This window comes from Mesorhizobium sp. CNPSo 4688 (assembly GCF_057784295.1).
Genome location: NZ_JBWLUY010000002.1, coordinates 345236 through 358657 on the forward strand (window position 1 = coordinate 345236; position 13422 = coordinate 358657).

The window sequence follows — 13422 nt, forward strand, 5'->3', positions numbered from 1 at the left end:
CGTTACGGTCTTGTTCTTGACGTCAAGAACCATCATATTTCGCCACAGGCATGCTGGAGCCCCGCCAGCGGCGCCCAGGCCAAAAAAGGGCCTGACACCGTACGGGGCAGAAGCAACAGAGGATTCCAATGGCTGAGCCCATTCGCAACTACCAGACTTCGGCCGTGCCGGGCGCGCGCGCCGACATTGACCAGGGCCTGCGCAGCTACATGCTGAAGGTCTACAATTTGATGGGGCTTGGTCTCCTCATCACCGGCATCGCCGCCTGGGGCGCTTTCCAGCTCGCCGTCACCGGCGACGGACAGCTGACCGCTTTCGGCACGCTGATCTACGCCAGCGCCTTCCGCTGGGTGGTCATCCTGGCCCCGCTCGCCGCCGTCTTCTTCCTGTCGTTCAGGATCCAGTCGATGAGCGTGGCCGCGGCACAGACAACCTTCTGGGTCTATTCGGGCCTGGTCGGTCTGTCGCTGTCGACCATCTTCCTGGTCTACACCGGTGCCTCGATCACCCAGACCTTTTTCGCCACGGCGGCCGCCTTCGGCGGACTGTCGCTCTATGGCTACACGACCAAGCGCGACCTTTCGGCGTTCGGCTCGTTCCTGGTCATGGGCGTCGTCGGCCTGGTGATCGCCATGCTGATCAACATCTTCCTGCAGTCGTCGGCGCTCGGCTTCGCCATCTCGGCGATCGGCGTGCTGATCTTCGCCGGCCTCACCGCCTATGACACGCAGACCATCAAGGAAATGTACTACGAAGGCGACCAGGCCGACGTTGCCGGTCGCAAGGCGATCATGGGCGCGTTGAGGCTCTATCTCGACTTCATCAACCTGTTCATGTTCCTGCTGCAGTTCATGGGCGATCGCCGCTAAGCGGTCTCCATCCAGGCAACTGGACCAGCTGATATCGAAAGGGCGGCCTAACGGCCGCCCTTTTCTTTTGTGCCGGCCTTTGCTGTGATGGCGGGCAGATGAATCGTTTGCACAAATTATGAGCATTATTGCCATACGAACGGCCCTGGAGGGCGACCTCGACCGAATCACCGAGATCTACGCCGATGCGGTGACGCATGGCACGGCGAGCTATGAACTGGAGCCGCCGAGCCGTGCCGAGATGGGCGCGCGCTTCGACAGCCTGACAGATGGCGGCTTTCCCTATCTGGTGGCGGAAAAGGACGGCGGGTTGCTTGGCTACGCCTATGCCGGCGCCTTCCGGCCGCGCCCGGCCTACCGCTTCATCGTCGAGGATTCGGTCTATGTCGCACCTGACGCCAAGGGCCAGGGCGTCGGGCTGCTGCTGATGCAGGCGCTGATCGAGGCCTGCCGGGTCGCGGGTTTTCGTCAGATCATAGCTGTGATCGGCGACGGCCATGCCGACAGCGCGTCGGTTCGGTTGCACGAAAAGCTTGGCTTTCGCCATTCCGGCCGCCTGGAAGGCTCAGGCTACAAGCATGGGCGCTGGCTGGACACGGTGTTCATGCAGCTGTCGCTGAATGGCGGGGCAACGGCGCCGCCCGATCCGGATTCGCTGCCGGAGCGGAAATTTCGCAAGAGTCTTGGCGGGAAGTGAGCGGGGTTGACGAACTTAGGAACTGGAGAATTGGAGAAAAGAGACTCAGTCCTGGCGTAAATCCCGTTTTTTCCGTTCCCCAAGTCTTCAATTCCGCAGCTCAGGCCTCGACAACTTTCAGCTTGGGATCGAAGACGCCGAGCACGCGGCCGAGTTCCTGGCCGCGCTTGAGGATGCGGCCGCCGGCAGCGATGACGGCGAACGCGCCTTGCCGTCGCGTCAGTTTCGGATCCTTGACGATCTGGAACAGCGGCACTTCGCTGGCTCGGCGGAAGACCGAAAACACAGCGCGATCAGCGAGATGATCGATGGCGTAGTCGCGCCATTCATTGGCGGCGACCATACGTCCGTAGAGTCTCAGGATCTCATCGAGCTCGCGCCGGTCGAAGCGAACCGGCTGGTCGAGGCGTTCGCGTCGCGCCTCCTGCAGCGGGATCAATATTGCGGATGAGTCCCCATCCTCCGCTCCACCGCTGCTGCGATCGGTCATACCGCGATCCCTTTAAAAATGAATCTCGCTTGCAGAAGTTGGCGTGTTCGCGGTGGAATTGCAAGACCCGGCTAACCATCCCGGGGCTGCGCTGTTTTCGCAACGTCCAGTCACTTTTATAAAACGCGGTGTTTGAATTGGTGATGCTCCGCCACATTCCTGCCTTATTTTATCCGCGCTCATGCCCCAATGTCCGACGAATTTACCGGCGTTGCCTGAGACGGTTCGGTCCGGCACCGGCTCGTAAACCCCAAGCCCCCCGCCCACGGGTCTGCGTCGGATCGAACCAACCTCGGACTTTCCTTAGGGAGAGACCGGGTGCGACGATCCCAAAACCTAAATGACCGACGTCAGAAGCAAGCTGACGTCGGTTTTTTGTTGGCTGAAACGGACTTCGGACCACCGCGACTTCGTCATCCACGGGCGGAGCGGAAGCGAAGCGGACGCGCAAACCCGAGGATCCATGCCGCGACGCTTGTCAAAGCATGCTGCCCTCAGGACGGCCGCTGGCGCCTCAGGGCGCCCTACCAAGCAGGCCGCTCCCTATTCTTGACCGCTTTCGTGCGTGGCTGATGTCCCGGCATGGATCCTGGGGTCTCCGCGACGGAGCTTCGCTCCTGCTTCGCCCCAGGATGACGAAGGCGCGGGTCGTTTCGGCACTCTATCTTACGGCTTGTGAATAAAAGCCGCCCCCAAAATCGGGCCGGGTAGGCCGTCCTTGCCGACCGATTGCAGCAGCACGGCGCAGCCGCCTTTCTTGGCGATCTCGGTCATCGGCAATTCGTAGCGCTGCGCCTTGCCGTGCCACATGCCGGCGGTCTGGATACCGGAGACGGCGTTCCAATAGGTCATGCTGCGGCCGGTGTTCTCGCCCTTGGCGATGGTGACCGTCTGCGGCGGTTCGAAATAGACGATGACGACATGGGCGTCGCTCGGGCCGCTGCCGGCGTCGCCGGTATCGATCATGACGCGGTCGCTGGTGCGGCTGACCTTGATGCTGACCCGCATGCCTTCGCCGGATTTCTCCATGCGGGCAAGCGCGCCGTCGACTTCCCTGCGGCTGGCGCCGTTGACGTGGCTGCGGCCATTAATGACGGCTTGCGGCGTGTAGACGGAGCGGGTGCCGAAGGCGCGCATATAGTCATATTGCCGGTCGGTGTTGTCCTTGTTGCTCAGCGTGTCCTGCCAACCGAGATAGTCCCAGTAATTGACGTGGTAGGCGAGCGCGACGACGTTGTCCTTGGCTGCCAGCTCGGCAAAGAAAGCGTCGGCCGGCGGACAGGAATTGCAGCCCTGGCTGGTGAAAAGCTCGACCACGCCCAAGGGCCTGTCAATCTGGGGCCTGTCAATCTGGGGCTTGTCGGTCTGCTGCTTGTCGGCCTGGGTGGTGCCGGACTCCTCGGCAAACCCGGTCCCGGCAAGCGCCGAGAAGGCCAGCGCAAAAGCCGCAAGCCGTAGAGATTGTCGAGGTGCCATGGCCGTTCCGATTCCCGCCGGTGACGCCGGCCTTGTTCTGGTTGCCCAGATTTGTGGCAGAAGCGACAGTCAACGGGAAGTCACGTTGCGGTGAAATTTTTGCTGCCGCAACCGCGGGTATCGCCGCTATGGGCGGAGCACTTCACCGCCCGGTTCGATCGGGAGCATGGCATAAGGAGCTTGCGGCAGATCTTGCTGAGCCCAGCCGGTTTTTACTGCAAGCGAACAGGGCGGAACTTCCGTCCGCCCGGCCAATGCTTTGGAAAGACTGGGCAGTAGGGTTTGTGTCCCCCTACTGCCCTACTGCCGTATTCCCTTCCTGCTACGCAGCCAGGTCGCGCAGCACATATTGCAGGATGCCGCCGTTCTTGAAGTAGTCGAGCTCGTCCAGCGTATCGATGCGGCAGATGATCGGCACGTTCTTCACCGTGCCGTCGCCATAGGTGACCTTGGCGATCATCGTCTGGCGCGGCTTGATCGTGCTCAGCCCGTCGATCTCGACGATCTCGTCGCCCTTGAGGTTGAGCGAGGCCCAGGAGGTGCCTTCCTCGAAGACGAAGGGGATGACGCCCATGCCGACCAGGTTCGAGCGATGGATGCGCTCGAAGGACTGGGCGATGACGGCGCGGACACCGAGCAGGTTGGTGCCCTTGGCCGCCCAGTCGCGCGACGAGCCGTTGCCGTATTCGACGCCGGCGAAGATGACCAGCGGCACGCCTTCCCTTTTGTACTCCATCGCCGCGTCGTAGATCGATTCCTCTTCCTTCGACGGGTAGTGGATGGTGTAGCCGCCCTCGCGGCCGTTCTCGCCCAGCATGTGGTTGCGGATGCGGATGTTGGCGAAGGTGCCGCGCATCATCACTTCGTGGTTGCCGCGCCGCGTGCCGTACTGGTTGAAGTCGGCGACGCCGACGCCGTGGTCGGTGAGATACTTGCCGGCCGGCGACGCCGCCTTGATCGAACCCGCCGGCGAGATGTGGTCGGTGGTGATCTTGTCGCCGAACAGACCCAGCACGCGCGCGCCCTTGATGTCGCCGATCTTGCCGAAACCGGCGGTCATCCCAGCGAAATAGGGCGGGTTCTGCACATAGGTCGAATTGTCGTCCCAGGCATAGGTCTGGCCTTCCGGCGCCTTGACGTTCTGCCAGTACTCGTCGCCCTTGAAGACGTCGGCATATTTGCGGGCGAACAGCTCGCGGGTGACGTTCTTCTCGATGAACTCCTGGATCTCGGCCGAGCTCGGCCAGATATCCTTCAAGTAGACCGGCTTGCCGTCGCGGCCTTCGCCGAGCGGCTCGGTGGTGAGGTCCTTGGTGACGGTGCCGGCCAGCGCATGCGCGACGACCAGCGGCGGTGAGGCCAGGTAGTTCGCCTGCACATCGGGCGAGACACGGCCTTCGAAATTGCGGTTGCCGGACAGCACCGCGGCAGCGATCAGACCCTTATCGTTGATGGTCTTGGAGATCGGCGCCGGCAGCGGACCGGAATTGCCGATGCAGGTGGTGCAGCCGAAGCCGACCAGGTTGAAGCCGATCTGGTCGAGCTCCTTCTGCAGGCCGGATTTTTCGAGATATTCGGCGACCACCTGGCTGCCGGGCGCGAGCGACGTCTTCACCCACGGCTTCTGCTTGAGGCCGAGGCGGTTGGCGTTGCGCGCCAACAGGCCGGCGCCGATCAGCACGCTCGGGTTGGAAGTGTTGGTGCAGGAGGTGATGGCGGCGATGACGACGTCGCCATGGCCGAGATCATGGTCGGTGCCTTCGACGGCGTAGCGCTTGTGGATTTCGGCGGCCTTCTTGTATTCGGTCTCCATCGCCTTGGCGAAGCCGGCCGGAATGCCTTCCAGCGCAACGCGGCCTTCGGGGCGTTTGGGGCCGGCCATCGACGGCACGACCTCGCTGAGTTCAAGCTCGAGCAAATCGGTGAAGACCGGATCGGCCGATCCGGTGTCGCGCCACATGCCTTGCGCCTTGGAATAGGCTTCGACCAGCGCGATGCGGCTTTCCTCACGGCCCGACATTGTGAGATAGCGGATGGTCTCGCCGTCGACCGGGAAGAAGCCGCAGGTGGCGCCATATTCGGGCGCCATGTTGCCGATGGTGGCGCGGTCGGCCAGCGTCATGTTGGAGAGGCCGGGGCCGAAGAACTCGACGAACTTGCCGACGACACCCTTCTTGCGCAGCATCTGGGTGACGGTGAGCACGAGGTCGGTGGCGGTGACGCCTTCTTTCAGCTTGCCTGTGAGGCGGAAGCCGATCACTTCCGGCAACAGCATGGAGACCGGCTGGCCGAGCATGGCCGCCTCGGCCTCGATGCCGCCGACGCCCCAGCCGAGCACGCCAAGGCCGTTGATCATGGTGGTATGCGAATCGGTACCGACGCAGGTGTCGGGATAGGCGGTGGTTTCGCCGTCCTCGGTGTTGGTCCAGACGACCTGACCGAGGTACTCGAGATTGACCTGGTGGCAGATGCCGGTGCCGGGCGGCACGACGCGGAAGTTGCGGAACGCTTGCTGGCCCCATTTCAGGAACTTGTAGCGCTCTTCGTTGCGCTCATATTCGAGCTCGACATTGCGGGCGAAGGCCATCGGCGTGCCGAATTCGTCGACGATGACCGAATGGTCGATGACGAGGTCGACCGGCACCAGCGGATTGATCTTCTGCGGATCGCCGCCGAGCGCCTTGAGGCCGTCGCGCATTGCCGCCAGATCGACCACCGCCGGAACGCCTGTGAAATCCTGCATCAGGACGCGGGCCGGGCGATAGGCGATCTCGACGCCGGCGGTGCCCTTGTCGGTCAGCCAGCCGGCAACCGCCTGGATGCTCTCCTTGGTGACGGAGCGGCCGTCTTCGTTGCGCAAAAGGTTCTCCAGCAGCACCTTCATCGAATAGGGCAACTGGGCGATGCCGGTGAGGCCGTTCTTCTCGGCCTCGACCAGATTGTAATAGACATAGTCCGCGCCACCCACGGTGAGGGTGCGGCGGCAATTGAAACTGTCGAGGGATTTTGACACGTGCGGTCCGTCCTTGTCTGTTCAGCCTGAAAGGGAACGGACGCCGATGGGCATGCAATCACGCGCAAAGGTGCGGGTACGGCCATTTCCGCTGTCCGCTCCCAAGCAACCCGAGCCGTTCAAGGCGGCGCGTGCGCTGGTTCGGCGCAAATTCTCTTCCCGTGCCGACCGCTGGCACGGATGACCCGCATATAGAGAATTTTCTGGAATAGTTCTAGACAGTCGACAGGCAATTTTGTGCGATGCGGCAGCTGTCGCACGGTAAAGTTTTCGGGACGGGCAAGGATGCGGCTGATCGCCGAAAATCTGGGCGGCGAACGCGGCGGCGAGACGGTCTTTTCCGGCATCGGTTTCGTGATTGAGGATGGCCAGGCGCTGGTCGTCACCGGACCGAACGGATCAGGCAAATCGACGCTGCTCAGGGTCATCGCCGGGCTGCTGCCGAAAGCAGAAGGCGACGTGCGGCTTGAAGGCGGCGGCGAGACGTTTCCGACGATCGCTTCGGCCGTCCATTATCTCGGCCATCTCAATGCGATGAAGACGGCGCTGAGCGTGGCGGAAAATCTGCGCTTCTGGCGCGATTTCAATGGCGAGGGCCAGCTGGGTGTCGAAGAGGCGCTGGAGACGGTCGGGCTCGGCGGCATCGGCCATCTGCCGTTCGGGTTCCTGTCGACCGGTCAAAGAAGGCGGGCGGCGATTACGAAGCTTTTGGTCAGCCACAGGCCGCTGTGGCTGCTGGATGAGCCGACGGCGGGGCTGGACAAGGCTTCGGAGACGCGGTTTGCGGGGCTGATGGCGAAGCACTGCGCGGAGGGTGGGATTATTGTCGCGGCGACGCATCTGCCGCTGGGGTTGGATGGGGCACAGGAATTGAGGATGGGGATTTGATGTCGGTGCCAGGCACCCCCCTTTGCCCTGCCGGGCATCTCCCCCTCAAGGGGGGAGATTGGCAGTTCGGGCAACCTGCGCGTTTTCTCACGTTGGAGATTGGCGAAGGCCGAAATTCCATCCAATCTCCCCCCTTGAGGGGGAGATTGCCGGCCGGCCAGAGGGGGGTGCTCAAGTGCGAGCATCTCACATCATGCTAGCCCTCTTCCTCCGCGACATCCGCCTCTCCATCCGCGCCGGCGGCGGGGCATTGACGGGCGTCATCTTCTTCCTCGCCGTCATCGCCACCATCCCCTTCGGCGTCGGACCGGACCTCAAGCTGCTTGCCCGTATCGGCCCGGCGATCCTGTGGATCGGCGCTCTGCTCGCCTGTCTGCTCGGCCTCGATCGGCTGTTCCAGGCCGACCGTGAGGACGGCTCGCTCGACCTTCTGGTGCTGGGCCACGATCGCCACATGCTGGCGCTGACGGTGCTGGTGAAATGCCTGGCGCATTGGGCGGGCAGCGTCTTGCCTCTGGTGGTCGCGGCACCTTTGCTTGGCCTGTTCATGAATATGGAACCGCTCGGCATCGGCGCCACCGCGCTGACGCTGCTGGTCGGCACGCCGGCCATCACCTTCATCGGTGCTGTGGGCGCGGCGGTGGCGGTGGCGCTGCCGCGCGGCGGGCTGTTGATCTCGGTGCTGGTGCTGCCGCTGACCATCCCGGTGCTGATCTTCGGGGTGTCGGCCAGCTACGGCGCGGTGGCCGATCCCGACCCGTTCGCGCAGCCCTTCCTCATTCTTGCCGCGCTGACGCTGTTTCTTGCCGTGCTGGGGCCGGTGGCGGCAGCGCTGGCGCTGCGGCATGGAACGGATTGATGTGGCCGCTGCGGCGCGCCGGCCAATTGCGAAGCCGAAGCGGCAAAGCTATGGGAAGACCATGATCGAGCACGGCGAAGCGACAGCGGAAGGGAAGCGGGCTGCATGAGCGCACACGCCCTCTATGTCACCGCCGCCTATGGCATCACGGCGATCGTGCTGGCCGGGCTGATCGGTTGGATCCTGCTCGACCAGCGTGGGCGCAAACGCGAACTGGCGGAACTCGAGGCGGCCGGCGTGCGGCGGCGTTCGGACAAGGCCGGCACTGGGGCCAGCAAACCATGAGCACGGAAAGCGAAATGCCGGCGCCGCCACGCCGCCGCCTGATCGTGCTGTTGCCGCTGCTGGTTTTCCTCGGCCTTGCCGGGCTGTTCCTGTTGCAGCTTTTGTCGGGGCGCGACGAGGCGGAAGTGCCGTCGGCGCTGCTTGGCCTGCCGGCGCCGCAGACCAATTTGCCGGCGCTGGAAGGGTCAAACCTGCCCGGCCTCGATTCAAAAACCTTCGCCGGCAAGGTGACGCTGGTCAATGTCTTTGCATCGTGGTGCGCGCCGTGCCGGGAAGAACATCCGGTGCTGCTGGCGCTGTCGCAAGACAAGCGCTTCGTCATGGCAGCGCTGAACTACAAGGACGAGCCGCAAAACGCGCGCCGGTTCCTCGGCGATCTCGGCAATCCGTTCCAGGCCATAGGCGTCGACGAAGCCGGCCGTACGGCCATCGACTGGGGTGTCTACGGCGTGCCGGAAACCTTCGTCATCGGCAAGGACGGCAAGATCGCCTACAAGCATGTCGGGCCGCTGACGCCTGATACGGCGCAGACGCTGCTTTTGCCGGCGATAGAGAAGGCGCTGGCGGCACCGGGCTGAGGCACCGGAAACGCGATGGACGAACGAGACATCCGCGATCATTTTCTGGCTCAGGCGAAAGGCTGCGACGGGCTTGGCTCGCCGTTCACCGCGAAATTATGCCGTGCGCTGGCCAAGGTTCTCGACGCAAACACCAGGACCGGGCAGGCGGTGCTCGGCTGGCCGGGCGACGCGCGCGCCGACGGCCTCTCATTGCGGCTCTGCGGCGCGCTGCACGCGTTGGTCCTGACGGGTGCGGATGAGCGACTGACACAACTTTATCCGCCCAACCAAACAAGCGAAGATGAGATCGCGGCGGTGCTGCCGGAAGCAATTGCGCGATCCGACGAGCGGATCGTCGCTGGTCTCGCCGGCGCCCCGCAGACGAATGAGATCGCCCGGTCGGCGATGCTGCTGCCTGGATTTCTGACGGTCGCGCGCGAAACCGGCTTGCCGCTGGATCTGTTTGAGATCGGCGCCAGCGCCGGGCTCAATCTCCTGTTCGACAGCTTTCACTATCGCTATGGCGATGCTGAGTGGGGCGACCCGGCCTCCCCCGTCCGGTTGGCGCCGGAGGTGCGTGGCTGTGCTGTTCCGCTGAATGGAGACATCAACGTTCGCCACCGCTCCGGCTGCGACATCGCGCCGGTCGACTTCGCCGACGCGGCCGCGCGGCTACGGCTTCGGTCCTTCATCTGGGCCGATCAGGCAGCGAGGCTGGCCCGGCTCGACGCCGCGCTGTCACTTGCCGAAAAGTTGCCGCCGCTGCTTGTCAGGGCGGATGCAGCGGAGTTTGTCGAGAAGGCGCTGGCCGCACGGCAGCAGGGCGGCGCCTTCGTGCTCTATCATTCGATCATGTGGCAATATTTGCCGCGGACGACAAAGGATGCCATCACCGCCACCCTGGAGCGGGCGGGCAGACAGGCTACGGCCGATGCGCCTGTCGCAAGGCTGAGGATGGAGCCGCGCGATCCCACAAAGAAGTGGGCAGTGCTCAGCCTGACTCTATGGCCGCTCGGCGAGACACGCCGCCTGGCCCATTGCGATTACCATGGCCGTTGGATCGAATGGATCGGCTGAGCCCGTTCGCTCAGCCGTAGATCTGCTTGCGGACCTGGTAGAGCATTTCCGAGCGATCGGCGCGCAGGTCGGCGAGGTCGCGGCCGGAAAGGTTCTCGATTTCGGCGACGAGGCGGTTGTAGTGCTTGCGCTTGGCAATCGAGGTGCGAGCGCGGGTCATGAGACTGTCGAAGATCATAGCAAGGGTCCTTTCGTGCCGCATATCAGCGGCGAATTTGTTCCTCCCTTGACTGTACGCAGCATGACATAGGAATGGTGCGATGCAAAAAGAAGATGTTGCAATGCACCATTGCACGGAACGCATAGCCGGTTAATGCAGCGCTAACAGCACCATGCACGGCCGGACACCTTTCCGAGCCAACACTGGCCGTGCGCCTTTTGTCTTACAAATTGCGCATGCGCCATCTTGCCTTCTCGCGCGCAGGCTGGCTTGATCCGCGCGTCACGTGATGCCTGGAGGAAAAGCATGGCGGCCGCAGACTATTACGAAATTCTCGATCCGCGTTTCGCGCGGCTGTTCAATGGCAACGCGCAGGTGGAAAAGCTGTTCACCGGATGTCAGTGGGCGGAAGGGCCGGCCTGGTTCGCTGCCGGCCGCTATGTGGTCTGGTCCGACATCCCCAACAATCGCATGCTGCGCTATGACGAGACCGACGGCAATGTCAGCGTGTTCCGTCAGCCCTCCGGCAATTCCAACGGCAACACTGTCGACCGCCAGGGCCGGCTGGTGACGTGCGAGCATTCGGGCCGCCGCGTCAGCCGCACCGAGTATGACGGCTCGATCACCACCATCGCGGCCAAATGGAAAGGCAAGCGGCTGAATTCGCCCAACGACGTCGTGGTGCGCTCCGACGGCTCGATCTGGTTCACCGATCCGAGCTACGGCATCGACACCGACTATGAGGGCGACAAGGCCGAGAGCGAAATCGGCGCCTGCTACGTCTACCGGGTCGATCCCGACAGCGGCGAAGTCGAGGCCGTCATCACCGACATGGTCCGGCCGAACGGGCTTGCCTTCTCGCTGGATGAAAGCCAGCTCTATGTCGTCGACACCGGCCGCACGCATGGCGCACAAAACCCGGCGCATATGCGGGTTTTCAACGTGGGCAAGCACGGCAAGAAGGTGTCGGGCGGCAAGGTGTTCGCCGACTGCACGGCCGGCCTGTTCGACGGCTTCCGGCTCGACGAGGCCGGCCGCATCTGGACCAGCGCCGCCGACGGCATCCATTGCTACGATCCCGACGGCACGCTGATCGGCAAGGTGAAGGTGCCGGAAGTCACCGCCAATTGCGTGTTCGGCGGCAACAAGCTGAACTGCCTCTACATCGCCGGCACGACGTCGCTTTACATGGTGCGGCTGATGGTGAACGGGGCCAAGACCTATTGAGGCTGCTGGAAACGCTTCTCTGGCGGCCCTTGATGGCGCTCCTGCGCATGCTCGCGGCGCCCGTTGCGCTGCGGCTGCCGGAACCACCGCCAAGTGGTTCGCCGGAGCGGATTTCTAAGCCGTCTGCCAGTGGCGGTATCAGACACAATTCAAGGGGAGGACGTCATGCCATTCGTCAACATCCGCATCGTCAAGGAAGTGATCGCCGCTGATCCGGCGGGCAAGAAGGCTGACATCGCCAAAAAGGTCACGGCGGCCATCATGGACGCAACCGGGCTTAGCAATGACGATGTCTGGGTGGTGTTCGAAGAGGTCAATGCGCGTGACTGGTATGTTGGCAAGACCGACGTCGAGACGTTGCGGAAGGGGTAGCGCCTTCCTTCTCCCCTTGTGGGGTGAGCAGCCGGTTCGCGTAAGCGAATTTATCGTCCCAGTGGCACGATGAAAGGCCGACGAACGCCGGGACGCTGCGAAGCAGCGGGGACCCGGCAGGTGGATCGGCCACCACCACCCCGGCCCTTCGCATAGCTAAGGGCGTTCGAAGCTCGAAAAGCCAAGCAATTGGCTTTTCGTCCGCTGAAGCGGACCGCTTCTCACCCCACAAGGGGAGAAGGGAAAGCCGCTCACCGCCCGCGTATAAAACCCGCGAACCCCTGCACCGCGTCGCGCATCGCTCGCTGGTTTGCGCCCTCGCCCAAGATCGTCTCCACCTCCGCCGGCTTCTTGCCCAGCAGCGCGATTTCAAGCGCATCCTCATACATCGCAAACGACATCGTTCGCATGATCTCGGCCAGCGCGGCGCGGGCGTAGAGCGAGCGCGCGGAGGCATGCACCAGCATGGCCGGCTTGCCGACGGCGGCGTCGCGCGAGACCAGCCAGTCGAGCGCATTCTTCATGCCGCCCGGCACGCCATGTGCATATTCGGGGCAGGAGATGATAATGCCGTCTGCGCTGGTGACGGCCGCGATCAGCCGTGCGGCTTCGGCCGGCGTGCGCGCGCCTTCGTCGTCGGGATTGAAGATCGGCAGCCGGCCGAGCCCGTCATAGATGGTTACGCGGCAATCCGAAGGCGCGTTCGCAGCCAGCGCCGCGAGCAGCGCCGAATTGGTCGAGGCGGCGCGCAGGCTGCCGGAGATGGCGAGGAGTTCGATCACGGGAAAACCGGGCAAGGGGCCGGAATGGCCCGAAATCTACCACAGGGTCTTGCTGTAGGCCTCGTCCAGCGAGCGGTCGAAATCGCTGGGCGTTTCGGCATGCGCCATCTGGTCGGACAGGATCTGGCCGAGCGTCGGCAATGTCGCGCGGTCGTACCAGCTGTCAGGCTTCCACAGTTCGGAGCGCATGAAGGCCTTGGCGCAGTGCATGTAGGCGACCTTGACGGTTACCACGACGACGCTTTGCGGTTGCTTGCCGTCGACGGCGAGACGCTCGCGCAAATCCGCATCGACGGTGATGCGGGCATCGCCGTTAATGCGCAGCGTCTCGTTCATGCCGGGGATGAGGAAGAGCAGCCCGACCGAAGGGTTGAGCAGGATGTTTTCCAGCGTGTCCAGCCGGTTGTTGCCGGGTCGGTCGGGAATGGCGATGGTCTTGTCGTCAAGGACAAGGGCGAAGCCCGGCTTGTCGCCTTTCGGCGTCACGTCGGCATTGCCGGCATTATCGGAAGAACCGATCAGCACGAAGGGGCTCTTCCCGATGAAGGAGCGGCAGTGGCCGTCGAGGACCTTTAGTTCCTTGCGCATCGAGGCGTCCGTCGACCGCGGCGTCTTGTAGATCGTCCTCAGCTCGTCGCGCGTGGTGACGAATTCCATGGCCCCTCTC

General features: G+C 63.4%; 15 protein-coding genes. 9 read left to right on the forward strand and 6 right to left on the reverse strand.

The genetic code is table 11. The annotated features are described in order from the left end of the window. The first annotated feature begins 128 nt into the window (after positions 1 to 128). A complete protein-coding gene (locus tag AC04SH_RS04710) occupies positions 129 to 869 on the forward strand; it encodes a Bax inhibitor-1/YccA family protein (protein WP_112560076.1) in 741 nt (246 codons plus the stop codon). Positions 870 to 987: 118 nt separating this feature from the next. Next, positions 988 to 1566 carry a GNAT family N-acetyltransferase gene (locus tag AC04SH_RS04715; protein ID WP_477235542.1) on the forward strand — a complete coding sequence of 193 codons (579 nt, stop codon included), beginning with the start codon at positions 988 to 990 and terminating at the stop codon, positions 1564 to 1566. 100 nt (positions 1567 to 1666) lie between these two features. On the opposite strand, the gene AC04SH_RS04720 is transcribed toward AC04SH_RS04715, so the two are convergent. The 3 genes from AC04SH_RS04720 to acnA form a co-directional block, all read right to left on the reverse strand. Further along, positions 1667 to 2056, reverse strand: coding sequence for a DUF2794 domain-containing protein (locus AC04SH_RS04720; protein ID WP_488574110.1), 390 nt, complete (start codon positions 2054 to 2056; stop codon positions 1667 to 1669). Positions 2057 to 2722: 666 nt separating this feature from the next. Then, positions 2723 to 3532 (reverse strand): DUF1223 domain-containing protein, encoded by an 810-nt coding sequence (locus tag AC04SH_RS04725; protein ID WP_488574111.1) that lies wholly within the window; start codon positions 3530 to 3532, stop codon positions 2723 to 2725. Between the two features lie 322 nt (positions 3533 to 3854). Then, positions 3855 to 6545, reverse strand: coding sequence for an aconitate hydratase AcnA (gene acnA, locus AC04SH_RS04730; protein ID WP_488574112.1), 2691 nt, complete (start codon positions 6543 to 6545; stop codon positions 3855 to 3857). 285 nt (positions 6546 to 6830) lie between these two features. Here acnA and ccmA point away from each other — a divergent pair, with 285 nt between their 5' ends. The 5 genes from ccmA (at position 6831) to AC04SH_RS04755 (ending at position 10214) form a co-directional block, all read left to right on the forward strand. Continuing rightward, a complete protein-coding gene (ccmA, locus tag AC04SH_RS04735; protein WP_488574113.1) occupies positions 6831 to 7433 on the forward strand; it encodes a heme ABC exporter ATP-binding protein CcmA in 603 nt (200 codons plus the stop codon). Between the two features lie 193 nt (positions 7434 to 7626). After that, positions 7627 to 8292 carry a heme exporter protein CcmB gene (ccmB, locus tag AC04SH_RS04740; RefSeq protein ID WP_488574114.1) on the forward strand — a complete coding sequence of 222 codons (666 nt, stop codon included), beginning with the start codon at positions 7627 to 7629 and terminating at the stop codon, positions 8290 to 8292. Between the two features lie 105 nt (positions 8293 to 8397). Further along, entirely contained in the window at positions 8398 to 8577 is a 180-nt protein-coding gene (ccmD, locus tag AC04SH_RS04745) for a heme exporter protein CcmD (RefSeq protein ID WP_477235554.1), read from the forward strand. Then, on the forward strand, positions 8574 to 9155 hold the full coding sequence (locus AC04SH_RS04750; protein ID WP_477235556.1) for a DsbE family thiol:disulfide interchange protein: 582 nt from the start codon (positions 8574 to 8576) through the stop codon (positions 9153 to 9155). Before ccmD ends, AC04SH_RS04750 begins: the two co-directional genes overlap by 4 nt. A gap of 15 nt (positions 9156 to 9170) precedes the next feature. Then, complete coding sequence (locus tag AC04SH_RS04755) at positions 9171 to 10214, forward strand: DUF2332 domain-containing protein (protein WP_488574115.1); 1044 nt, start codon at positions 9171 to 9173, stop codon at positions 10212 to 10214. Between the two features lie 10 nt (positions 10215 to 10224). On the opposite strand, the gene AC04SH_RS04760 is transcribed toward AC04SH_RS04755, so the two are convergent. After that, complete coding sequence (locus tag AC04SH_RS04760; protein ID WP_112560088.1) at positions 10225 to 10392, reverse strand: hypothetical protein; 168 nt, start codon at positions 10390 to 10392, stop codon at positions 10225 to 10227. Between the two features lie 288 nt (positions 10393 to 10680). On the opposite strand from AC04SH_RS04760, the gene AC04SH_RS04765 reads away from it, so the two are divergent. Both AC04SH_RS04765 and AC04SH_RS04770 read left to right on the forward strand, forming a co-directional pair. Further along, positions 10681 to 11601, forward strand: coding sequence for an SMP-30/gluconolactonase/LRE family protein (locus AC04SH_RS04765; protein ID WP_488574116.1), 921 nt, complete (start codon positions 10681 to 10683; stop codon positions 11599 to 11601). A gap of 165 nt (positions 11602 to 11766) precedes the next feature. Further along, positions 11767 to 11973, forward strand: a complete 207-nt coding sequence (locus tag AC04SH_RS04770) for a tautomerase family protein (protein ID WP_013528835.1) — start codon at positions 11767 to 11769, stop codon at positions 11971 to 11973. A 251-nt stretch (positions 11974 to 12224) separates the two neighbouring features. Here the strand turns inward: AC04SH_RS04770 and AC04SH_RS04775 are convergent, their stop codons facing one another. After that, entirely contained in the window at positions 12225 to 12755 is a 531-nt protein-coding gene (locus AC04SH_RS04775) for an NADPH-dependent FMN reductase (RefSeq protein WP_488574117.1), read from the reverse strand. Between the two features lie 36 nt (positions 12756 to 12791). Continuing rightward, positions 12792 to 13412, reverse strand: coding sequence for a pyridoxamine 5'-phosphate oxidase family protein (locus AC04SH_RS04780; protein ID WP_488574118.1), 621 nt, complete (start codon positions 13410 to 13412; stop codon positions 12792 to 12794). Positions 13413 to 13422: the final 10 nt, after the last annotated feature.